The sequence below is a fragment of the Pseudomonas sp. NPDC087612 genome, from assembly GCF_044743505.1.
Lineage (GTDB): Bacteria > Pseudomonadota > Gammaproteobacteria > Pseudomonadales > Pseudomonadaceae > Aquipseudomonas.
Map to the genome: position 1 here is coordinate 56,998 of NZ_JBIUWO010000012.1, position 21,247 is coordinate 78,244.

Consider the following 21,247-nt stretch of genomic DNA (forward strand, 5'->3'; position numbering starts at 1 on the left):
GCAGGATGCAGGAGCACCCCTAAAAACCAGGCGAAAAGCAGGGCAGTTACGCCACAACCCGCTTTGTAGTGGAGTTTACACGCCACGACAAATAATGACCCACGGGTTTTGCAACTGACAGGCCGAAACGAGACCGCTGGGTCAGGGTTAAATTCGTCCACCTGTGATCGTTTTTAGAGGTGCCCTTGTACCCACGCGCAATCGCCGGGTTTGCCCCAGGCGACATTCTTTTCACCGGAGAGTAACGAGGAATCCATGAAGGTTCTTGTAGCTGTCAAACGAGTGGTCGACTATAACGTCAAGGTTCGCGTCAAGGCGGACAACTCCGGCGTCGACCTTGCTAACGTCAAGATGTCCATGAACCCCTTCTGCGAAATTGCCGTAGAAGAAGCCGTGCGCCTGAAAGAGAAGGGCGTTGCGAGCGAGATCGTCGTCGTTACCGTCGGCCCGGCCACTGCCCAGGAGCAACTGCGTACTGCCCTGGCACTGGGTGCCGACCGCGCCATCCTGGTCGAATCGGCTGAAGAGCTGACTTCGCTGGCTGTGGCCAAGCTGCTCAAGGCAGTGGTCGACAAAGAACAACCGCAGCTGGTGATCCTTGGCAAGCAAGCCATCGACAGCGACAACAACCAGACCGGCCAGATGCTGGCTGCACTGAGCGGTTACGCCCAGGGCACCTTCGCCTCCAAGGTCGAGGTTGCTGGCGACAAGGTCAACGTTACCCGCGAAATCGACGGCGGCCTGCAGACCGTTGCGCTGAACCTGCCAGCCATCGTCACCACCGACCTGCGCCTGAACGAGCCGCGCTACGCGTCGCTGCCGAACATCATGAAGGCCAAGAAGAAGCCGCTGGAGACCGTTACTCCAGACGCGCTGGGCGTTTCCACCGCCTCTACCAACAAGACCCTGAAAGTCGAAGCGCCGGCTGCCCGCAGCGCCGGTATCAAGGTCAAGTCGGTTGCTGAACTGGTCGAGAAACTGAAGAACGAGGCGAAGGTAATCTAAATGACTATCCTGGTTATCGCTGAACACGAAAACGGTGCCGTTGCCCCGGCCACCCTGAACACTGTTGCTGCTGCCGCCAAGATCGGTGGCGACATCCATGTGCTGGTCGCAGGCCAGAACGTCGGTGGCGTCGCTGAAGCCGCGGCCAAGATCGCTGGCGTTGCCAAGGTCCTGGTTGCCGACAACGCCGCCTACGCTCACCAGCTGCCAGAAAACGTCGCGCCGCTGGTAGCCGAGCTGGGCAAGGGCTACAGCCACGTGCTGGCTCCTGCCACCTCCAACGGCAAGAACATCCTGCCGCGCGTTGCCGCGCTGCTGGACGTCGACCAGATCTCCGAGATCATCTCGGTTGAATCGGCTGACACCTTCAAGCGTCCGATCTATGCCGGTAACGCCATCGCCACCGTGCAATCGAACGCTGCCGTCAAAGTCATCACCGTCCGTGCTACCGGCTTTGACGCCGTTGCCGCTGAAGGTGGTTCGGCTGCCGTTGAAGCTGTCGCTGCTGCCCACGACGCAGGCAAATCGGCCTTCGTTGGCGAAGAGCTGGCCAAGTCCGACCGCCCTGAGCTGACCGCTGCCAAGATTGTCGTTTCCGGCGGTCGTGGCATGCAGAACGGTGACAACTTCAAGCACCTGTACGCCCTGGCCGACAAGCTCGGCGCTGCCGTCGGTGCTTCGCGCGCTGCAGTCGACGCAGGTTTCGTACCCAACGACATGCAGGTCGGTCAGACCGGCAAGATCGTTGCACCACAGCTGTACATCGCCGTCGGTATTTCCGGCGCGATCCAGCACCTGGCCGGCATGAAAGACTCCAAAGTGATCGTTGCGATCAACAAGGACGAAGAAGCGCCGATCTTCCAGGTGGCCGACTACGGCCTGGTGGCTGACCTGTTCGAAGCCATCCCTGAGCTGGAGAAGCTGGTTTAATCCAGTCGCTTCACTTATAAAAGAGCCCGGTCCGTTCGGGCTGTGCAGGCCTGCCTTGCACAGCCCGGCAGATCGGGCTTTTTCATTCTGGCGAGAAAGTAGGGAGTGGTTGCATGGGATGGCGTGGCCGGATAAATACGGCGCTGGTGTTCGCTGCGGTGCTGATGCCGTTGCAAGCGTGGGCGGTGGGCAAGTGCGAGCGGCTGGTGGCCACCGGCAGCCCCGATGCGCCGCCGTACTCGTGGCGCGATCCGCAAGACCCCAAGCACCTGATGGGCGCCAACGTCGACCTGTTCAGGCAGGTTGCCAGCGAGCTGGGCCTGAAGGTTGAAGTCCTCGACAGCGGCAGCCGCAGCCAGGCCCTGGAAGAGGTGCGCAGCGGGCGCGTCGACTTGCTGATCGATTCACCCTTCGCGGTGGCCGAGCTGACCACCGTCGACTTCGTCCATCCTTCGCTGCTGAGCAACGAATATGTGGTGTGGACTCGCCACGATTCGCCGCTGGTCTATAACACCCTGGCCGATTTGCATGAGCATCGCGGCAGCGTCTCGGAAAAGGCGCGCATGACCGCGGAATTTACTGCCTACGCCAAGAGCCAGTTGCAGCTGGCACCTTCGCAGAATCTGACCCAGGCCTTCCAGAAGTTGCTGCTCGGTCAGGTCGACTATGTGCTGGCCGGGCGCTACGCCGGGATGGCCATGGCTCAGGCCCTGGGCATGAACAACGAGCTGATTGCCCGCGGCTTGCCGCTGGATCGCCCGGGCCTGTACCTGGCGCTGTCGCATAATTCGGCATGCAATGACGCCTGGTTGCGCGGACAACTGGCAAAAAAGCTGACAGAATTGCCGGCCTCCGGCGTGTCCCAGGCGGTGCTGCAACGTAATGTCGAACGCTGGAAAGCGCAGATGCAGGCGCCGCTGGATGCCCCTAAACAGTAGGAAGATTGCGTGAGAACTCATCCATTATTCGCCGCTCTGGCACTGCTGGCCCTGGCCGGATGTGCCAATGACCCGGCCCCGAATGAACAGTTGCGCCTGTCCGAGCAGGCACTGGAGCAGGCCAAGGCGGTGGGTGCCACCGACGAAGTGGCAGAGCTGAAGCAGGCCGAAGAAAAACTGGCTCGGGCCCGAGTCAACATGACCAGCGAATCCTACCGTGACGCGCGCATGCGCGCCGAGCAGGCCGAGCTGGACGCGCGCCTGGCCGAGGCGCGGGTGCTGACGGTCAAGAGCAAGGAGCAGCTGGACTTGCTGCAATCGCGGGTCAATCGCCTGCGTAAACAGTTGGGGGAGCAGCGGTGAGTTCGATCAAACCATTGGCAGCACTGTTGTTGGTCGGTGTGGTCGGCCTGCAGGGCTGCGCCAGCCAGCGCAGCGAGACGGCGCTGGACGAGGCCACGGCCAAGTTCCAGACGGTCAAGGACGATTCCAACGTTTTGCGCAGCGCGCCGCGTGACGTGATTCGTGCCGGTGAATCGTTGGCCCGTGCCGAGCGCCTGTCCAGTTATCTGGGGACCGGCGCCGATGTGCGCCATTACGCCTACCTGAGCCAGCGCTACAGCGATATTGCCCGCGAGCACAGCAATCTGGTGCTCAACCAGGAACGCCTGGCCAAGCTTGAGCTTGAGCGTCAGCGCCTGCAACTGGCGTTGCGTGAGGCCAAGCTTGCCAGCGTGCAGCAGCAGGGCAAATGGCTGGAAGCGCAGATCGTCAGCCTGGCCACCGAGCAGAGCGACCGTGGCTTGGTGATGACCCTGGGCGACGTGCTGTTCGACACCGGGCATGCGGAGCTTAAAAACTCGGCCAGCCGCACGGTGCTCAAGCTGGTGCAGTTCCTTCAGCTCAACCCCAAGCGCATTATCCGTATCGAGGGCTATACCGACAGCACTGGCGCGCCCGAGGATAACCTCAAGCTGTCCCGGGACCGGGCTCAGGCGGTAGCGGACATGCTGATCGACCTGGGTGTCGATGAAAAGCGCATCGAGGTCGAGGGCTATGGCGATCAGTATCCGGTCGAGGCCAACGCCTCGGAGCGGGGCAGGGCGCAGAACCGTCGGGTCGAGATCGTCTTTTCCGACGACAAGGGCAAGCTTGGCGCGGCGCGCTGAGTAATAGATGAAGAAACCCGGTGAGTGTTCCTCTCCGGGTTTTTTATGACTCTGCAGGGGCTTGGGTTGGGTTTTTGAAGCTGGGGGCTTATCCATTCGGTGCGGTGCGGCTGCCGGCCCCTTCCGCCTTTACGGCGGCCTACTTTTCTCTTGGGAAAAGTAGGCAAAACCGCTTGCTCCTGCATACGGCCCTACGCTGCGCTTCGGGTCCCCTCGCTACGGCACCTTCCGGGGCATCGCGGCCTACGACTTGCTACGCCAAGTCTACGTCTCGCGTCTTCGGCTGCCGCCGAAGGTGCTGCGCACCGCCCCTACAGGCACCTACGCTCAGCCTCCTGAAGTCGCGTTTCGCGGCGCCTGGAAATGCGTGCATGAACATCAAGATCAAGATCAAGATCAAGATCAAGATCAAGATCAAGATCAAGATCAAGATCAAGATCAAGATCAAGATCAAGATCAAGCAAGTTGGTACTCGTTTTGCCAGCGGGCTTGTCCCGCTCCTGGGTCAGCCTGGCTGCGCCAACATCTGCTTTTGCAGATACGCCAGTGCAGGCGCCACCCGTAACTTCGCGACTTCAGGAGGCACCGTAGCGAAGGAACCCGGAGCGCAGCGTAGGGCCGTATGCTGGAGCGAGCGGTTTTGGTTCCTTTTGCCAAGAACAACGGGGACCCGCCGTAAGGGCGGAAGGGGCCAACAGCGGCGCCACACCGAATGGATAAGCTCGCAGCCTCAACATCCCCACCCTGGTTGTGACAAATGGCGCATCCCCGCCTCTGTCACACAACTGTATTGTCGACTATTCTGCAATCTGTCCCAGTACACTTCGCAACTGTTCCGGTATTCTTGGCCGAAAACAGCCGTACAAAAACAACTACATTGCCTGCGTGTCGAGAACTGATCATGACCAACCTGTTGCTCTACCAGCGCATCGCCCAGCAACTGGCCGAAGATATTCGCCGCGGTGTGTACCAGCCAGGTGAGCGGGTGCCGTCGGTGCGCAAGATGAGCTCGCAGCTCAATGTGAGCCATGCCACGGTGCTGCAGGCCTATGCCAATCTCGAAGATCAGGGCTTGATTCGCGCGCGGCCGCAGTCCGGTTATTACGTGCACCAGACGCCGGCGCTGACCGCGCAAACCCCGGACATCGCCCGGGTCGAGCGCCCGGGCCTGGTTACGCGCAGCAGCATCATCCAGCAGGTATTGACCGAAGCCCGGCGCGACGGGGTATTTCCCTTTGGCGCGGCGGTGCCGCATGTCGACTATTTGCCGGTGCGCGCGTTGCACCAGCAATTGGCCAAGGTCACCCGCTTTCATAGCCCGCGGGCGTTCAGCTACATGTTCAGCCCGGGCTTCGAGCCGTTGCGCCGGCAGATCGCCATTCGCATGCGCGATGCCGGCGTGGTGGTCGACCCCAGCGAAGTGGTGGTCACCCATGGCTGCGTCGACGCCCTGCAGATGTCGCTACGGGTATTGACCCGGCCGGGCGACCTGATCGCCGCCGAATCGCCAACCTACTACGGTTTGCTGCAACTGGCCGACCTGCTCGGCCTGAAAGTCATCGAAATTCCCAGTGATCCGTCTACCGGCATCAGCCTCGAAGCGTTGCAGTTGGCGGCCAACCAGTGGTCGATCAAGGCCCTGGTGCTGACCGCGCGCCTGAGCAATCCGCTGGGCGGCACTATTCCGGAAGATCGCCAGAAGCAGCTGTTGCGCCTGGCGTCGGACTTCGACATCCAGATCATCGAAGATGATATCTATGGCGAGTTGATGTTCGAGCAAGGCAAGACCAAGGCGCTCAAGGCCTTCGACCGGCTAAGCCGGGTGATCTATTGCTCGAGCTTTTCCAAGACCTTGTCGCCGGGTGTGCGCATCGGCTGGATGATCGCCGGCAAGTACCAGGCGGAAATCCAGCGCTTGCAGACCTTCACTACCCACTCTGCCTGCAGCGTGACCCAAATGGGAGTGGCGTCTTACCTGGAGAACGGAGGTTACGACCGGCATCTGCGTTTCATCCGTCAGGAGTACCGGAAAAATCTCAGTGCCTATCAACTGGCCGTGCAGCAGCACTTTCCTGAAGGCACGCAGATGACCCGGCCCACCGGTGGTTTCATCCTCTGGGTGAGCCTGCCAGGCCGGGTCAATACCCAGGAATTGCACGTACGTGCGCTGCAGCAGGGCATCAGTATCGCCCCAGGGTTGATCTTCAGTAACACCGAGCAATTCAACCACTGCATTCGCCTGAACTGCGGCATCCCGTGGAATCGTGAGGCGGAGCGGGCGGTGATGACCCTGGGCATGCTCGCCAGCCAGTTGTGCCAGGAATCGGCCTCGGGCGCTTTTTTCTAGACTTGCCAGTCGTGTCAGGAACGGGGAGCATAAGCATTTTTAGGGATAATCGTCGGTGCCTATGAAAGCGTTGCGTTGTATCGGGCTGTCCTTGTGTTTGCTCGGTGGCTTGGCTTGCACCTGGGCAGCAGTGGCCGAAACCGCACCGGCCGGCAAAACCTCCACTAGCAAAAGCGCCAAGCCTGCAGCCAAGCCAAAGCAGGCAAAAGCGCCGCCGGTGCGTAAAAAGGCAAGCACCAAAGCCACCCAGCGCAGCGCACGCAAAAATGCCAAGGCGGCGCCCGCGCCACTGCCCAAGACCAAGCTCGACCTGAGCCTGCCTTCGGGCATGGTCAAGGAGCTCAAGCCCGATACCCAGGAGCAGGCACCTTTGCCCAAGCCATTGCTGCCCTACCTGTTTGGTGAGAAACCGCCTTCCGACAGCCCGTTTCAGCTCAATGGCCGGCTGATCAGCAACGAAATGCAGCTGCAACTGCGTAACGACAGTCGCAAGGATGTCGAAGGCGCGGCGATCGAGTTCGAGTTCAAGCAGTAGGGCGAAACTGACTGTCCAGTCACCCCTTTGGGGTTGATATTTCATCCTGCGAGCAATTTCAAACGCCTGTTTAAGCGGTTACTATCCGGGTTCATTCATCATTTGTTACTCCGAGGATTCTGTTGTCATGAATTGCCGTGAAGGTTGTGGCGCCTGCTGCATTGCGCCCTCCATCAGCTCGCCGATACCGGGGATGCCCAAGGGCAAGCCCGCCGGTGAGCGCTGCCTGCACTTGTCGGTTGCCAACCTCTGCGGCTTGTTCGGCAAGCCCGAGCGCCCGCCGGTGTGTGGTGGTTTCAAGGCAGAGGCCGAGATCTGCGGCAACGACCGCGACGAGGCGATCAGGATCCTGGGGTGGCTGGAGCAAATGACGGCAGCTTGAAACGCGGATCTTCGACAATAAGGAACAAAAGCATGGGATCGTTTAAGCACATGGCACTGGTGTTGGGTCTGGGAGCGGCGCTGGTGCCCCTGGCGCATGCCGAGGACTGGAAGCAGGCCAAGAACGAAGACGGAATCAAGGTCGATCTCAGTGAGGTTGCCGGTTCCGACTACAAGGCCTATCGCGGCGTTACCTTTATCAAGGCGCCACTGGCCAAGGTCAGGGCCCTGCAGGAAGACGTTGCCGGGGCCTGCGCCTGGATTCATGAGTGCAAGACGCAAAAGCTGCTGAAAACCGAAGGTGACCAGAGCTGGACCTACACTCAGTTCAATACCCCGTGGCCGGTGACTGCGCGTGATTCGGTCATGCATGTCACCACTACCGTAGCGGCTGATGGCAGCCTGATCCGCAAGCTTCAAGGCGTGCCCACGTACCTGCCGGAAGAGAAGGGCTTCGTGCGGGTGGCCAAGGTTGATGGGTTCTGGAAGCTGCAGCCAAAAGACGGCGGCACCGAAGTGACTTACCAGGTGCACACCGAGCCGGGCGGCAGCGTGCCGTCGATGGTGGCGAACAAGTTTGTGGTCGATGCGCCGTTCAATACCTTGAAGGCGTTGAAAGAGCGGGCCGAGAAGCCGTAAGTACAGTTGCATCAGTTGGCGGGCTTGAGGCAACTGTTGGGCAGTCGCGGGGCAAGCCCGCTCCCACAGAACCGCAGCCCGCGATGAGAGCGCAATAAAAAAGGCTGCCCGAAGGCAGCCTTTTTTCGTGTTCGGCCCAAAGGCTTACTTGCGGTCTTCCAGCTTGACGATGTCACGCGACTCGTAGCCGGTGTACAGCTGGCGAGGGCGGCCGATCTTGTACGGGCTGGAGAGCATTTCTTTCCAGTGCGAGATCCAGCCGACGGTCCGCGCCAGGGCGAAGATCACGGTGAACATGCTGGTTGGAATGCCGATCGCCTTGAGGATGATCCCCGAGTAGAAGTCGACGTTCGGGTACAGCGAGCGCTCGATGAAGTAAGGATCGGTGAGGGCGATCTCTTCCAGGCGCATGGCCAGTTCCAGCTGCGGGTCGTTCTTGATGCCCAGCTCGCGCAGGACTTCGTCGCAGGTCTGTTTCATCACGGTGGCGCGCGGGTCGCGGTTTTTGTAAACGCGGTGACCGAAGCCCATCAGCTTGAACGGATCGTTCTTGTCCTTGGCCTTGGCGATGAATTTGTCGATGTTCGAGACATCGCCGATTTCATCGAGCATGGTCAGTACCGCTTCGTTGGCGCCGCCGTGGGCAGGGCCCCACAGTGCAGCGATGCCGGCAGCGATACAGGCGAACGGGTTGGCACCCGAAGAGCCGGCCAGACGGACGGTGGAGGTCGATGCGTTCTGCTCGTGGTCGGCGTGGAGGATGAAGATCCGGTCCATTGCCTTGGCCAGCACCGGGCTGATCGGTTTGATCTCGCACGGGGTGTTGAACATCATGTGCAGGAAGTTTTCCGCGTACGACAGGTCATTGCGCGGATACATCATGGGCTGGCCCATGGAGTACTTGTACACCATCGCTGCCAGGGTCGGCATCTTGGCGACCAGGCGGACCGCGGAGATTTCGCGGTGCTGCGGGTTATTGATGTCCAGCGAGTCATGGTAGAACGCCGACAGGGCGCCAACCACGCCGCACATGACGGCCATCGGGTGGGCGTCGCGGCGGAAGCCGTTGAAGAAGGACTTCAACTGCTCGTGAACCATGGTGTGGTTCTTCACGGTGCTGACGAACTGAGCCTTCTGCTCGGCATTCGGCAGTTCGCCGTTGAGCAGCAGGTAGCAAGTCTCGAGGTAGTCGGATTTTTCGGCCAGTTGCTCGATCGGATAGCCGCGGTGCAGCAGGATACCCTTGTCGCCGTCGATATAAGTGATCTTCGACTCGCAGGATGCGGTCGCCATGAAACCAGGGTCGAAAGTGAAGTGACCCGTGGCCCCCAACCCTCTAACGTCGATAACATCGGGACCAACGGTGCCGGTTAAAATGGGCAGCTCGACGGGGGCTGCGCCCTCGATGACCAACTGCGCTTTTTTGTCAGCCATGTGGCCTCCTATTAATGCTTGAAATCATCAGACAGACCCCCCACGCAGGGCCCGCACCACTATAGTGAGATAAATTCGAATGTCAATTTGCCTAAAGCACGGTTGTAAAGGGCTTTGGGCGCTGTTTTTCCTCGAAATTACCGCCCGTTTACGCCTTTTGTTCGCTAAAGGCAATGCGCTATTTGGGCTAGGTGTCTGCGTTGTCATTAGTAGCCTAACTGTCTATAATCGGCCCCCGACCGCCAGGGGCTTGCAAGCCCGTGTTGCTGGGGTCGTCACTCCCTGGGTGGTGGGTACCTGACCAGTACACTTACCAACAACTTTGCCCTGCTTGCTAGGGGCTCTTCAGTGTGAAAAAAGCCGTGAAAAGCCAACGACCTGTAAACCTAGACCTAAGGACCATCAAACTCCCCATTACCGGCGTTACGTCATTTCTTCACCGTGTTTCCGGCATCATCCTCTTCCTCGGCCTTGGCTTCATGCTTTATGCATTGGGCAAATCCCTGGGTTCGGAGGAAGGTTTCGCCGAGGTGAAGGCATGCTTGACCAGTCCGCTGGCCAAGTTCGTGGCATGGGGCCTCCTGTCCGCCTTGCTGTATCACTTGGTAGCCGGTGTGCGCCACTTGATCATGGACATGGGCATCGGTGAAACGCTGGAAGGCGGCCGACTGGGCTCGAAAATTATCATCGCCGTTTCCGTGGTGGTGATTGTGCTGGCAGGAGTTTGGATATGGTAACCAACGTCACGAACCTCTCGCGTTCGGGCCTCTATGACTGGATGGCGCAGCGCGTTTCTGCGGTCGTTCTCGCGGCTTATTTCATTTTCCTGATCGGATACCTGGTCGCGCACCCGGGCATCGAGTTTGCCCAGTGGCACGCTCTGTTCTCCAACAACGCGATGCGTATTTTCAGTCTGCTGGCCCTTGTGGCCCTGGGCGCTCACGCCTGGGTCGGCATGTGGACCATTGCCACCGACTACCTGACGCCGATGGCGCTGGGCAAGTCGGCGACTGCCGTACGTTTCCTGTTCCAGGCGGTATGTGGTGTCGCGATGTTCGCGTACTTCGTCTGGGGTGTGCAGATTCTCTGGGGTATCTGATTCATGGCTAACATTCCTACGATTTCATTCGACGCCATCATCATTGGTGGCGGCGGTGCCGGCATGCGCGCAGCGCTGCAGCTGGCTCAGGGCGGTCACAAGACTGCCGTGATCACCAAGGTCTTCCCGACCCGTTCGCACACTGTATCGGCCCAGGGTGGCATCACCTGCGCCATCGCTTCGGCCGACCCGAACGATGACTGGCGCTGGCACATGTACGATACCGTCAAGGGTTCCGACTATATCGGTGACCAGGACGCTATCGAATACATGTGTCAGGAAGGTCCTGCTGCCGTGTTCGAGCTGGACCACATGGGTCTGCCGTTCTCGCGTACCGAGCAAGGCCGTATCTACCAGCGCCCGTTCGGCGGTCAGTCCAAGGACTTCGGTAAAGGTGGCCAGGCCGCCCGTACCTGCGCCGCTTCCGACCGTACCGGTCACGCGCTGCTGCACACCCTGTACCAGGGCAACCTGAAAGCAGGCACCACCTTCCTCAACGAGTACTACGCCGTTGACCTGGTGAAGAACCAGGAAGGTGCGTTCGTCGGTGTGATCGCCATCTGCATCGAAACCGGCGAAACCCTGTACATCAAAGCCAAGGCCACCGTTCTGGCCACCGGCGGTGCAGGCCGTATCTACTCCTCCACCACCAACGCCCTGATCAATACCGGTGACGGTATCGGCATGGCCCTGCGTGCAGGCGTTCCGGTGCAGGACATCGAGATGTGGCAGTTCCACCCGACCGGCATCGCCGGCGCTGGTGTACTGGTCACCGAAGGTTGCCGCGGTGAAGGCGGTTACCTGATCAACAAGCATGGCGAGCGTTTCATGGAACGTTATGCGCCTAACGCCAAAGACCTCGCCGGTCGTGACGTTGTGGCCCGTTCCATGGTTAAAGAGATCATCGCCGGCAACGGCTGTGGCCCTAACGGCGACCACGTGATGCTCAAGCTTGACCACCTGGGTGAAGAAGTACTGCACAGCCGCCTGCCAGGCATCTGTGAGCTGTCCAAGACCTTCGCCCACGTTGACCCTGTGGTCGCGCCGGTTCCTGTTGTGCCAACCTGCCACTACATGATGGGCGGCGTTGCCACCAACATCCATGGCCAGGCCATGACCCAGGACGCCGATGGCGTCGACCACATCATCCCGGGCCTGTTCGCGGTCGGTGAAGTGGCGTGCGTATCGGTTCACGGTGCCAACCGCCTGGGCGGCAACTCGCTGCTCGACCTGGTAGTCTTCGGTCGCGCTGCCGGCCTGCACCTGGAAAAAGCGCTGAGCGACGGTATCGAATACCTCGACGCCAGCGACACCGACATCGATGTTGCCCTGAGCCGTCTGAACAAGCTCAACGAGCGCAACACCGGCGAAGACGTGGCTACCCTGCGTCGCGAACTGCAAAGCTGCATGCAGAACTACTTCGGTGTATTCCGTACCGGCGAATACATGCAGAAGGGTATCGAGCAGCTGGCTGGCCTGCGCGAGCGTATCGCCAACGTCAAGATCAACGACAAGTCCCAGGCCTTCAACACCGCGCGTATCGAAGCGCTGGAGCTGCAGAACCTGCTGGAAGTCGCTGAAGCCACTGCCATCGCTGCAGAAGTCCGTAAAGAGTCCCGCGGCGCTCACGCCCGTGAAGACTTCGAAGACCGTGACGACGAAAACTGGCTGTGCCACACCCTGTACTTCCCGGGTGAGAAGCGCGTCGCCAAGCGCGCCGTCAACTTCGCGCCGAAAACCGTTCCGGCGTTCGAGCCTAAAGTCCGGACTTACTAAGGGTGGCCACAATGTTGCAAGTCGAAGTTTATCGTTACAACCCCGATACCGACTCGGCACCCAAGATGCAGGTGTTCCAGGTCGATACTGGCGGCAAGGACCTGATGGTTCTCGATGTCTTGGCACTGATCAAGGAACAGGACGAAGGTTTCTCGTATCGTCGTTCCTGCCGTGAAGGTGTTTGCGGTTCCGATGGCATGAACATCAACGGCAAGAACGGCCTGGCCTGCATCACGCCGCTGTCGGCCGTGGTCAAGCGCAACAAGCTGATCGTTCGCCCGTTGCCTGGATTGCCGGTCATTCGTGACCTGGTCGTCGATATGAGCATCTTCTACAAACAGTACGAGAAGGTGAAGCCATTCCTGCAGAACGATACGCCGGCTCCGGCCATCGAGCGTCTGCAGTCGCCGGAAGAACGCGAAAAGCTGGACGGCCTGTACGAGTGCATCCTGTGCGCTTGCTGCTCGACTTCCTGCCCGTCGTTCTGGTGGAACCCGGACAAGTTCCTCGGTCCAGCTGCACTGCTGCAGGCCTACCGTTTCCTGGCCGACAGCCGTGACACCAAGACCCAGGAGCGTCTGGCTTCGCTGGATGACCCGTTCAGCGTGTTCCGTTGCCGCGGCATCATGAACTGCGTAAACGTTTGCCCTAAAGGTCTGAACCCGACCAAGGCCATCGGTCACGTACGTAACATGCTGCTGCAAAGCGGTACCTGATTTTAAAAGTGTTGTACCCGTAGTACGCCAAGGTGCGGGCCCTTGCCCGCACCAAGGTGAAACCCGAGCTAGGGCCCACAAAGCCCAAGCTTTTACCTATGAAGATATGAGACCAGCAGGGGCTTCCGGGCTGGTACCCGGAAAATCTGTAGGATCCTTGGTGGCTTGGTTGGGTCGCTGCATTAGGACTTTTCCAGGCGTGCTGTGGCTCTTGCCGATCCGTCCCCTAACCGAGGGTGACCAAGCATGCAAGAAAGCGTGATGCAGCGCATGTGGGATAGCGCCCACCTTTCAGGTGGTAACGCTGCATATGTGGAAGAGCTCTACGAGCTTTACCTGCACGACCCTAACGCTGTGCCAGAAGAGTGGCGCACTTACTTCCAGAAGTTGCCCGCCGAAGGCAGCACCGCTACCGATGTATCGCACTCTACAATCCGCGACCATTTCGTACTGCTGGCAAAGAACCAGCGCCGCGCCCAACCGGTTTCCGCCGGGAGCGTGAGCAGTGAACACGAGAAGAAGCAGGTTGAAGTTCTGCGACTGATCCAGGCCTACCGTATGCGCGGCCACCAAGCCGCTAAGCTCGACCCCCTGGGGTTGTGGCAGCGCCCTGCGCCAGTAGACCTGTCGATCAATCATTACGGCTTGACCAATGCCGATCTTGATACGACCTTCCGTGCCGGCGACCTGTTCATCGGCAAAGAGGAAGCGAGCCTACGCGAAATCTTCGACGCTTTGCAGCAGACATATTGCCGCACCATTGGCGCCGAATTCACCCACATCGTCGACTCCGAGCAGCGCAGCTGGTTCCAGCAGCGTCTGGAGAGCGTGCGTGGGCGTCCAGTCTTCTCCGCGGATATTCAGAGCCACCTGCTCGAGCGCGTCACCGCCGCCGAGGGTCTGGAAAAATACCTGGGTACCAAATACCCGGGCACCAAGCGTTTCGGCCTGGAAGGCGGCGAAAGCCTGATTCCGATGCTGGACGAGCTGATTCAACGCTCCGGTTCCTACGGCACCAAGGAAGTTGTCATCGGCATGGCTCACCGTGGCCGTCTGAACGTCCTGGTCAACACCTTCGGCAAGAACCCGCGCGACCTGTTCGACGAGTTCGAAGGCAAGAAGAAGGTCGAGCTGGGCTCCGGTGACGTCAAATACCACCAGGGCTTCTCGTCCAACGTGATGACCGCCGGTGGCGAAGTTCACCTGGCCATGGCGTTCAACCCTTCGCACCTGGAGATCGTCTCGCCAGTGGTTGAAGGTTCGGTACGTGCCCGTCAGGACCGTCGCAACGACACCGTTGGCGACAAGGTACTGCCGATTTCCATCCACGGTGACGCGGCATTCGCCGGTCAAGGCGTGGTCATGGAAACCTTCCAGATGTCGCAGACCCGCGGTTTCAAGACCGGCGGTACCGTGCACATCGTGATCAACAACCAGGTTGGTTTCACCATCAGCAACCCGCTGGACTCGCGTTCCACCGAGTACGCCACCGACGTCGCCAAGATGATTCAGGCGCCGATCCTGCACGTCAACGGTGATGATCCGGAAGCGGTGCTGTTCGTGACCCAGCTGGCGGTCGATTACCGCATGCAGTTCAAGCGTGACGTGGTCATCGACCTGGTCTGCTACCGTCGTCGCGGCCACAACGAGGCCGACGAGCCGAACGGCACACAGCCGCTGATGTACCAGCAGATCGCCAAGCAGCGCACCACCCGCGAACTCTACGCCGAAGCCCTGACCCAGTCGGGCCGTCTTGACGCCGAGCGCGTCCAGGCCAAGGTCGACGAGTACCGCAACGCGCTGGATAACGGCCTGCACGTAGTAAAAAGCCTGGTTAAAGAGCCGAACAAAGAGCTGTTCGTCGACTGGCGTCCGTACCTGGGTCACACCTGGACCGCGCGTCACGACACCCGCTTCGATCTGAAGACCCTGCAGGAACTGTCGGCCAAGCTGCTGGAGCTGCCGGAAGGTTTCGTGGTTCAGCGTCAGGTTTCGAAGATCTACGAAGATCGCCAGAAGATGCAGGCCGGTGGCTTGCCGATCAACTGGGGCTACGCCGAAACCATGGCCTACGCGACCCTGCTGTTTGAAGGTCATCCGATCCGCATGACGGGTCAGGATATCGGTCGCGGCACTTTCTCGCACCGCCACGCGGTACTGCACAACCAGAAAGACGCCAGCACCTACCTGCCACTGCAGAACCTGTACGCCGGTCAGCCTAAGTTCGACCTGTACGACTCCTTCCTCTCGGAAGAAGCGGTACTGGCCTTCGAATACGGCTACTCCACCACCACGCCGAACGCGCTGGTGATCTGGGAAGCCCAGTTCGGCGACTTCGCCAACGGTGCCCAGGTGGTTGTCGACCAGTTCATCACCAGCGGCGAGCACAAGTGGGGCCGTCTGTGCGGTCTGACCATGCTGCTGCCACACGGTTATGAAGGGCAGGGGCCTGAGCACTCCTCGGCACGTCTGGAGCGTTACCTGCAGCTGTGCGCCGAGCACAACGTCCAGGTTTGCGTACCGACCACGCCGGCTCAGATCTACCACCTGCTGCGTCGTCAGGTCATCCGTCCGCTGCGCAAGCCGCTGATCGTGCTGACGCCAAAGTCGCTGCTGCGCCACAAACTGGCCATCTCGACCCTGGAAGAACTGGCCGAAGGCTCGTTCCAGACCGTGATCCCGGAAATCGATACCCTCGATCCGAAGAACGTCACGCGCCTGGTTCTGTGCAGCGGCAAGGTCTACTACGATCTGCTGGAAAAACGCCGTGCCGAAGGCCGCGAAGATATCGCCATCGTGCGTATCGAGCAGCTGTATCCGTTCCCTGAAGACGACCTGGTCGAAATCCTCGCGCCGTACACCAATCTCAAAGATGTGGTGTGGTGCCAGGAAGAGCCAATGAACCAGGGCGCCTGGTACAGCAGCCAACACCACATGCGTCGCATTCTGACCCGTCACAACAAGGACCTAGTCCTCGAGTACGCCGGTCGCGATGCTTCGGCAGCACCTGCTTGTGGTTACGCTTCGATGCACGCCGAGCAGCAGGAAAAACTGCTGCAAGATGCCTTCACCGTTTAATGCCATCGCGCACCAGAAACCGAATTTAAGGAACCACTGATAATGGCTATCGAGATCAAAGCCCCTACTTTCCCGGAATCGGTTGCCGATGGCACCGTTGCCACCTGGCACAAGCAACCGGGCGAAGCGGTCAAGCGTGACGAGCTGATCGTCGACATCGAAACCGACAAGGTTGTCCTGGAAGTACTGGCTACCGCTGACGGCGTGCTGGGCGCTATCGTCAAGGGCGAGGGCGAAACCGTCCTGTCCGACGAAGTCCTGGGTTCGATCGAGGCAGGTGGTGTTGCTGCCGCGGCGCCTGCCGCTGCTGCTGCGCCTGCCGCCGCTGCTCCTGCTGCCGCTGCTGCTGGCGACGAAGACGCCATCGGCGCTCCGGCTGCCCGCAAGCTGGCCGAAGAAAACGGCATCGCCCTGAACAGCATCAAGGGCACCGGCAAAGACGGTCGCATCACCAAGGAAGACGTGGTTGCTGCCATCGAAGCGAAGAAATCCGCTCCGGCTGCCGCACCTGCCGCCAAGCCAGCCGCTGCTGCCGCTGCCCCGGTCGTCGCCACTGGCGATCGCACCGAGAAGCGTGTACCGATGACTCGCGTACGTGCCACCGTTGCCAAGCGCCTGGTCGAAGCTCAGTCGAACATGGCCATGCTGACCACCTTCAACGAAGTCGACATGACCGAAGTCATGGCCCTGCGTTCGAAGTACAAGGACCTGTTCGAGAAGACCCACAACGGCGTCCGCCTGGGCTTCATGTCGTTCTTCGTCAAGGCTGCCACCGAAGCGCTGAAACGCTTCCCGGCCGTCAACGCCTCGATCGACGGTTCCGACATCGTCTACCACGGTTATGCGGACATCGGCGTTGCCGTTTCCAGCGACCGCGGCCTGGTGGTACCGGTACTGCGTAACGCCGAGCAGATGAGCCTGGCTGAAATCGAAAACGGCATCGCCACCTTCGGCAAGAAAGCCCGTGACGGCAAACTGTCGATCGACGAAATGACCGGCGGTACCTTCACCATCACCAACGGTGGTACCTTTGGTTCGATGATGTCGACCCCGATCGTCAACCCGCCGCAGGCTGCGATCCTGGGCATGCACAACATCATCCAGCGTCCTATGGCCGTTAACGGTCAGGTCGTGATCCGCCCGATGATGTACCTGGCACTGTCCTACGACCACCGTCTGATCGACGGTAAAGAAGCCGTGACCTTCCTGGTGACCATCAAGAACCTGCTGGAAGACCCGGCTCGTCTGCTGCTGGATATCTGATTGAGCAGCTGCAAGCTGCAAGCTTCGAGCGGCAAGCCTGAACGGTTTGCGCTTGAGCTTGTGGCTTGCAGCTTATCGCTTGCAGCTTTAAAGAGGATTTTCTGAATGTCGCAAAAATTTGATGTGGTAGTGATTGGCGCAGGTCCTGGCGGCTACGTAGCTGCCATCAAGGCTGCGCAACTCGGTCTGAGCACTGCCTGTATCGAGAAGTACACTGACGGCGAAGGCAAGCTGGCCCTCGGCGGTACCTGCCTGAACGTGGGTTGCATTCCTTCCAAGGCGCTGCTGGACAGCTCCTGGAAGTACAAGGAAGCCAAAGAAAGCTTCAACGTCCACGGTATCTCCACTGGCGAAGTGAAGATGGACGTCGCCGCGATGGTTGGCCGCAAGGCTGGCATCGTCAAAAACCTGACCGGCGGTGTTGCCACCCTGTTCAAGGCCAACGGCGTCACCTCGATCCAGGGCCACGGTAAACTGCTGGCTGGCAAGAAAGTCGAAGTCACCAAGGCTGACGGCACCACCGAAATCATCGAAGCCGAGAACGTCATCCTGGCTTCCGGTTCGCGTCCGATCGACATTCCACCGGCTCCGGTCGACCAGAACGTCATCGTCGATTCCACCGGCGCCCTGGAATTCCAAACCGTACCTAAGCGCCTGGGCGTGATCGGTGCTGGCGTGATCGGCCTGGAGCTGGGTTCGGTCTGGGCTCGCCTGGGCGCAGAAGTCACCGTCCTCGAAGCCCTGGACACCTTCCTGATGGCCGCTGACGCCGCTGTCTCCAAGGAAGCGCTGAAAACCCTGACCAAGCAAGGCCTGGACATCAAGCTGGGCGCTCGCGTGACCGGCTCGAAGGTCAACGGCGCTGAAGTCGAAGTGACCTACACCGACGCCAACGGCGAGCAGAAGATCACCTTCGACAAGCTGATCGTTGCGGTCGGCCGTCGTCCGGTGACCACCGATCTGCTGGCTGCCGACAGCGGCGTGACCATCGACGAGCGTGGTTTCATCTTCGTCGACGATCACTGCGCGACCAGCGTACCAGGCGTTTACGCCATCGGTGACGTGGTTCGTGGCATGATGCTGGCGCACAAGGCCTCGGAAGAGGGCATCATGGTCGTCGAGCGCATCAAGGGCCACAAAGCCCAGATGAACTACGACCTGATCCCGTCGGTTATCTACACCCACCCGGAAATCGCATGGGTCGGTAAAACCGAACAGACCTTGAAGGCCGAAGGCGTTGAGGTTAACGTGGGCACCTTCCCGTTCGCGGCCAGCGGCCGTGCGATGGCTGCCAACGACACCGGTGGTTTCGTCAAGGTCATCGCCGATGCCAAGACCGACCGCGTCCTGGGTGTACACGTGATTGGCCCATCGGCTGCCGAACTGGTGCAGCAGGGTGCAATCGCAATGGAATTCGGCACCAGCGCCGAAGACCTGGGCATGATGGTTTTCTCCCATCCGACCCTGTCCGAAGCGCTGCATGAAGCCGCGCTGGCTGTGAATGGCGGTGCCATTCACGTTGCCAACCGTAAGAAGCGTTAAACAATAAGAAACCACGGCGGGTGGCCCGTCGTGAGTCTTGCGTGCATGACTCACCGCGGAAAGTCCGCCGGACTCGAACTCCCGGAGCATACCGGGGGCAAGTGGTCACAGGTGGCGCGGCACTCCCATGGAGCGCAGCGCCGAAGCGCAGTACCTAACGAAGACGGTAAAAAGCATGAATCTTCACGAGTATCAGGGTAAGCAGCTGTTCGCTGAATACGGCCTGCCAGTTTCCAAGGGTTTCGCAGTCGACACCCCTGAAGCTGCCGCAGAAGCCTGCGACAAGATCGGTGGCACCGAGTGGGTTGTCAAAGCCCAGGTCCACGCCGGTGGTCGCGGTAAAGCGGGCGGCGTCAAGCTGGTTCGCAGCAAGGAAGACGCCAAGGCGTTCGCTGCGCAATGGTTGGGCAAGCGTCTGGTAACCTACCAGACCGACGCCAACGGTCAGCCAGTGACCAAGATCCTGGTCGAATCCTGCACTGACATCGCCAAAGAGCTGTACCTGGGCGCTGTAGTCGACCGTTCGAGCCGCCGTATCGTGTTCATGGCTTCCACCGAAGGTGGCGTGGACATCGAGAAAGTCGCTCACGAGACTCCTGAGAAGATCATCAAGGCTACTATCGATCCACTGGTTGGCGCTCAGCCATTCCAGGGTCGTGAACTGGCGTTCCAGCTGGGTCTGGAAGGCAAGCAAGTTGCTCAGTTCGCCAAGATTTTCGTAGGCCTGGCCAAGCTGTTCAAAGAACACGACCTGGCCCTGCTGGAAGTAAACCCGCTGGTCATCAAGGCCGACGGCGACCTGCACTGCCTCGATGCCAAGATCAACATCGACGCTAACGCCATGTACCGTCAGCCTAAGCTGAAAACCTTCCACGACCCGTCGCAAGACGATCCTCGTGAAGCCCACGCTGCCAGCTTCGAGCTGAACTACGTGGCCCTGGAAGGCAACATCGGCTGCATGGTCAACGGTGCCGGCCTGGCCATGGGTACCATGGACATCGTCAACCTGCACGGCGGCAAGCCAGCCAACTTCCTCGACGTAGGTGGTGGTGCTACCAAAGAGCGCGTTACCGAAGCCTTCAAGATCATTCTGTCCGACAGCAATGTCGCGGCCGTTCTGGTCAACATCTTCGGCGGCATCGTTCGTTGCGACATGATTGCCGAAGGCATCATCGGCGCTGTGAAAGAAGTCGGCGTCAAGGTACCGGTTGTTGTTCGCCTGGAAGGCAACAACGCTGAACTGGGTGCTAAAGTACTGGCAGAAAGCGGTTTGAACATCATTGCGGCAACCAGCCTGACCGACGCTGCTCAACAAGTTGTCAAAGCTGCGGAGGGCAAGTAATGAGCGTCCTGATCAATAAAGACACCAAAGTCATCTGCCAGGGCTTCACCGGCTCGCAAGGTACTTTCCACTCCGAGCAAGCCATCGCCTACGGCACCAAGATGGTCGGCGGCGTGACGCCAGGCAAGGGTGGCTCCACCCACCTGGGCCTGCCAGTGTTCAACACTGTGAAAGAAGCAGTAGAAGCTACCGGCGCTGATGCGTCGGTCATCTACGTTCCAGCTCCTTTCTGCAAGGACTCGATCCTGGAAGCTGCCTTCGGCGGCATCAAGCTGATCGTCTGCATCACCGAAGGCATTCCTACCCTGGACATGCTCGATGCCAAGGTCAAGTGCGACGAGCTGGGTGTTACCCTGATCGGCCCTAACTGCCCAGGCGTCATCACTCCGGGCGAGTGCAAGATCGGCATCATGCCAGGTCACATCCACTTGCCAGGCAAGGTCGGTATCGTTTCGCGTTCCGGCACCCTGACTTACGAAGCGGTCAAGCAGACCACTGACGCCGGTTTCGGTCAGTCCACCTGCGTCGGTATCGGTGGCGACCCGATCCCGGGCTCCAACTTCATCGACATCCTGAAGCTGTTCCAGGAAGACCCGAAGACCGAAGCGATCGTCATGATCGGCGAGATCGGCGGTTCGGCTGAAGAAGAAGCAGCTGCCTACATCAAGGCCAACGTCACCAAGCCTGTGGTTTCCTACATCGCTGGTGTTACCGCTCCTGCGGGCAAGCGTATGGGCCACGCTGGCGCCATCATCTCCGGCGGCAAAGGCACTGCGGACGAGAAATTCGCTGCGCTGCAGGACGCTGGTGTAAAAACCGTGCGTTCGCTGGCAGACATCGGCAAGGCCCTGGCCGAGCTGACTGGCTGGGAAGTGAAGAAGTAATCACTGCCCGGTAAACAAGAAAGGCCACCTTCGGGTGGCCTTTTTTGTTTACCGGGCAGCAGCGGCAAGGGGCAAGCTTCAAGCTGCAAGAGGGTTTTGCGGCAAGCTTGCGGCTTGTAACTTGCCGCTTGAGGCTGTCGCGCAAGCGACACGCATATTCACACATCGG

The 21,247-nt window shown here is 59.9% G+C and carries 20 protein-coding genes; 19 read left to right on the forward strand and 1 reads right to left on the reverse strand.

All coding sequences use genetic code 11. The features are described 5' to 3' along the window. Positions 1-255 precede the first annotated feature (255 nt). The 10 genes from ACIOVF_RS23150 (at position 256) to ACIOVF_RS23195 (ending at position 7,944) form a co-directional block, all read left to right on the forward strand. Entirely contained in the window at positions 256-1,005 is a 750-nt protein-coding gene (locus ACIOVF_RS23150; protein ID WP_010224703.1) for an electron transfer flavoprotein subunit beta/FixA family protein, read from the forward strand. Next, positions 1,006-1,935 carry an electron transfer flavoprotein subunit alpha/FixB family protein gene (locus ACIOVF_RS23155; RefSeq protein ID WP_045200521.1) on the forward strand — a complete coding sequence of 310 codons (930 nt, stop codon included), beginning with the start codon at positions 1,006-1,008 and terminating at the stop codon, positions 1,933-1,935. It abuts the gene before it with no gap. 113 nt (positions 1,936-2,048) lie between these two features. Next, the gene (locus ACIOVF_RS23160) at positions 2,049-2,873 is read left to right on the forward strand and encodes a substrate-binding periplasmic protein (RefSeq protein ID WP_401292727.1); all 825 of its coding nucleotides are present in this window, start codon (positions 2,049-2,051) and stop codon (positions 2,871-2,873) included. 9 nt (positions 2,874-2,882) lie between these two features. Then, a complete protein-coding gene (locus ACIOVF_RS23165; protein WP_045200525.1) occupies positions 2,883-3,236 on the forward strand; it encodes a DUF4398 domain-containing protein in 354 nt (117 codons plus the stop codon). Next, positions 3,233-4,042, forward strand: a complete 810-nt coding sequence (locus ACIOVF_RS23170) for an OmpA family protein (protein ID WP_045200527.1) — start codon at positions 3,233-3,235, stop codon at positions 4,040-4,042. The genes ACIOVF_RS23165 and ACIOVF_RS23170 overlap by 4 nt, the downstream gene beginning before the upstream one ends. A gap of 371 nt (positions 4,043-4,413) precedes the next feature. Next, positions 4,414-4,941, forward strand: coding sequence for a hypothetical protein (locus ACIOVF_RS23175; RefSeq protein ID WP_401292731.1), 528 nt, complete (start codon positions 4,414-4,416; stop codon positions 4,939-4,941). A 2-nt stretch (positions 4,942-4,943) separates the two neighbouring features. After that, positions 4,944-6,389: a PLP-dependent aminotransferase family protein gene (locus ACIOVF_RS23180; protein WP_401292733.1), complete on the forward strand. Its 1,446-nt coding sequence runs from the start codon at positions 4,944-4,946 to the stop codon at positions 6,387-6,389. A gap of 217 nt (positions 6,390-6,606) precedes the next feature. Further along, complete coding sequence (locus tag ACIOVF_RS23185; RefSeq protein ID WP_309475546.1) at positions 6,607-6,924, forward strand: translation initiation factor 2; 318 nt, start codon at positions 6,607-6,609, stop codon at positions 6,922-6,924. Positions 6,925-7,051: 127 nt separating this feature from the next. Further along, on the forward strand, positions 7,052-7,306 hold the full coding sequence (locus ACIOVF_RS23190) for a YkgJ family cysteine cluster protein (RefSeq protein WP_045200534.1): 255 nt from the start codon (positions 7,052-7,054) through the stop codon (positions 7,304-7,306). Between the two features lie 32 nt (positions 7,307-7,338). After that, entirely contained in the window at positions 7,339-7,944 is a 606-nt protein-coding gene (locus tag ACIOVF_RS23195; protein ID WP_401292736.1) for an START domain-containing protein, read from the forward strand. A gap of 144 nt (positions 7,945-8,088) precedes the next feature. On the opposite strand, the gene gltA is transcribed toward ACIOVF_RS23195, so the two are convergent. Next, positions 8,089-9,378, reverse strand: a complete 1,290-nt coding sequence (gltA, locus tag ACIOVF_RS23200; protein WP_010224685.1) for a citrate synthase — start codon at positions 9,376-9,378, stop codon at positions 8,089-8,091. A gap of 350 nt (positions 9,379-9,728) precedes the next feature. Here gltA and sdhC point away from each other — a divergent pair, with 350 nt between their 5' ends. From sdhC to sucD, 9 genes are all read left to right on the forward strand, one after another. Then, positions 9,729-10,115, forward strand: coding sequence for a succinate dehydrogenase, cytochrome b556 subunit (gene sdhC, locus ACIOVF_RS23205; protein WP_174242293.1), 387 nt, complete (start codon positions 9,729-9,731; stop codon positions 10,113-10,115). Continuing rightward, positions 10,109-10,477 (forward strand): succinate dehydrogenase, hydrophobic membrane anchor protein, encoded by a 369-nt coding sequence (gene sdhD / locus ACIOVF_RS23210; RefSeq protein ID WP_028945358.1) that lies wholly within the window; start codon positions 10,109-10,111, stop codon positions 10,475-10,477. Before sdhC ends, sdhD begins: the two co-directional genes overlap by 7 nt. 3 nt (positions 10,478-10,480) lie before the next feature. Then, on the forward strand, positions 10,481-12,253 hold the full coding sequence (gene sdhA, locus ACIOVF_RS23215; RefSeq protein WP_045200538.1) for a succinate dehydrogenase flavoprotein subunit: 1,773 nt from the start codon (positions 10,481-10,483) through the stop codon (positions 12,251-12,253). 11 nt (positions 12,254-12,264) lie between these two features. Further along, positions 12,265-12,969: a succinate dehydrogenase iron-sulfur subunit gene (locus ACIOVF_RS23220; protein ID WP_010224678.1), complete on the forward strand. Its 705-nt coding sequence runs from the start codon at positions 12,265-12,267 to the stop codon at positions 12,967-12,969. A 246-nt stretch (positions 12,970-13,215) separates the two neighbouring features. After that, positions 13,216-16,047: a 2-oxoglutarate dehydrogenase E1 component gene (locus ACIOVF_RS23225; RefSeq protein ID WP_045200540.1), complete on the forward strand. Its 2,832-nt coding sequence runs from the start codon at positions 13,216-13,218 to the stop codon at positions 16,045-16,047. A 42-nt stretch (positions 16,048-16,089) separates the two neighbouring features. Next, on the forward strand, positions 16,090-17,310 hold the full coding sequence (gene odhB / locus ACIOVF_RS23230; protein ID WP_045200542.1) for a 2-oxoglutarate dehydrogenase complex dihydrolipoyllysine-residue succinyltransferase: 1,221 nt from the start codon (positions 16,090-16,092) through the stop codon (positions 17,308-17,310). A gap of 105 nt (positions 17,311-17,415) precedes the next feature. Continuing rightward, positions 17,416-18,852, forward strand: coding sequence for a dihydrolipoyl dehydrogenase (gene lpdA / locus ACIOVF_RS23235; RefSeq protein WP_038996215.1), 1,437 nt, complete (start codon positions 17,416-17,418; stop codon positions 18,850-18,852). Positions 18,853-19,027: 175 nt separating this feature from the next. Continuing rightward, positions 19,028-20,194, forward strand: coding sequence for an ADP-forming succinate--CoA ligase subunit beta (sucC, locus tag ACIOVF_RS23240; protein WP_010224674.1), 1,167 nt, complete (start codon positions 19,028-19,030; stop codon positions 20,192-20,194). Beyond that, positions 20,194-21,078: a succinate--CoA ligase subunit alpha gene (gene sucD / locus ACIOVF_RS23245; RefSeq protein ID WP_045200545.1), complete on the forward strand. Its 885-nt coding sequence runs from the start codon at positions 20,194-20,196 to the stop codon at positions 21,076-21,078. Before sucC ends, sucD begins: the two co-directional genes overlap by 1 nt. Positions 21,079-21,247 lie beyond the last annotated feature (169 nt).

Bases quoted from the DNA above. Each gene is read 5' to 3' on its own strand.
- odhB (WP_045200542.1), top strand. From the start codon at position 16,090: ATGGCTATCGAGATCAAAGCCCCTACTTTCCCGGAATCGGTTGCCGAT.
- ACIOVF_RS23155 (WP_045200521.1), top strand. From the start codon at position 1,006: ATGACTATCCTGGTTATCGCTGAACACGAAAACGGTGCCGTTGCCCCG.
- ACIOVF_RS23190 (WP_045200534.1), top strand. From the start codon at position 7,052: ATGAATTGCCGTGAAGGTTGTGGCGCCTGCTGCATTGCGCCCTCCATC.
- ACIOVF_RS23160 (WP_401292727.1), top strand. From the start codon at position 2,049: ATGGGATGGCGTGGCCGGATAAATACGGCGCTGGTGTTCGCTGCGGTG.
- sucD (WP_045200545.1), top strand. From the start codon at position 20,194: ATGAGCGTCCTGATCAATAAAGACACCAAAGTCATCTGCCAGGGCTTC.
- ACIOVF_RS23195 (WP_401292736.1), top strand. From the start codon at position 7,339: ATGGGATCGTTTAAGCACATGGCACTGGTGTTGGGTCTGGGAGCGGCG.
- ACIOVF_RS23150 (WP_010224703.1), top strand. From the start codon at position 256: ATGAAGGTTCTTGTAGCTGTCAAACGAGTGGTCGACTATAACGTCAAG.
- ACIOVF_RS23180 (WP_401292733.1), top strand. From the start codon at position 4,944: ATGACCAACCTGTTGCTCTACCAGCGCATCGCCCAGCAACTGGCCGAA.
- sdhD (WP_028945358.1), top strand. From the start codon at position 10,109: ATGGTAACCAACGTCACGAACCTCTCGCGTTCGGGCCTCTATGACTGG.
- gltA (WP_010224685.1), bottom strand. From the start codon at position 9,378: ATGGCTGACAAAAAAGCGCAGTTGGTCATCGAGGGCGCAGCCCCCGTC.
- sdhA (WP_045200538.1), top strand. From the start codon at position 10,481: ATGGCTAACATTCCTACGATTTCATTCGACGCCATCATCATTGGTGGC.
- ACIOVF_RS23225 (WP_045200540.1), top strand. From the start codon at position 13,216: ATGCAAGAAAGCGTGATGCAGCGCATGTGGGATAGCGCCCACCTTTCA.
- sucC (WP_010224674.1), top strand. From the start codon at position 19,028: ATGAATCTTCACGAGTATCAGGGTAAGCAGCTGTTCGCTGAATACGGC.
- ACIOVF_RS23175 (WP_401292731.1), top strand. From the start codon at position 4,414: ATGAACATCAAGATCAAGATCAAGATCAAGATCAAGATCAAGATCAAG.
- lpdA (WP_038996215.1), top strand. From the start codon at position 17,416: ATGTCGCAAAAATTTGATGTGGTAGTGATTGGCGCAGGTCCTGGCGGC.
- ACIOVF_RS23220 (WP_010224678.1), top strand. From the start codon at position 12,265: ATGTTGCAAGTCGAAGTTTATCGTTACAACCCCGATACCGACTCGGCA.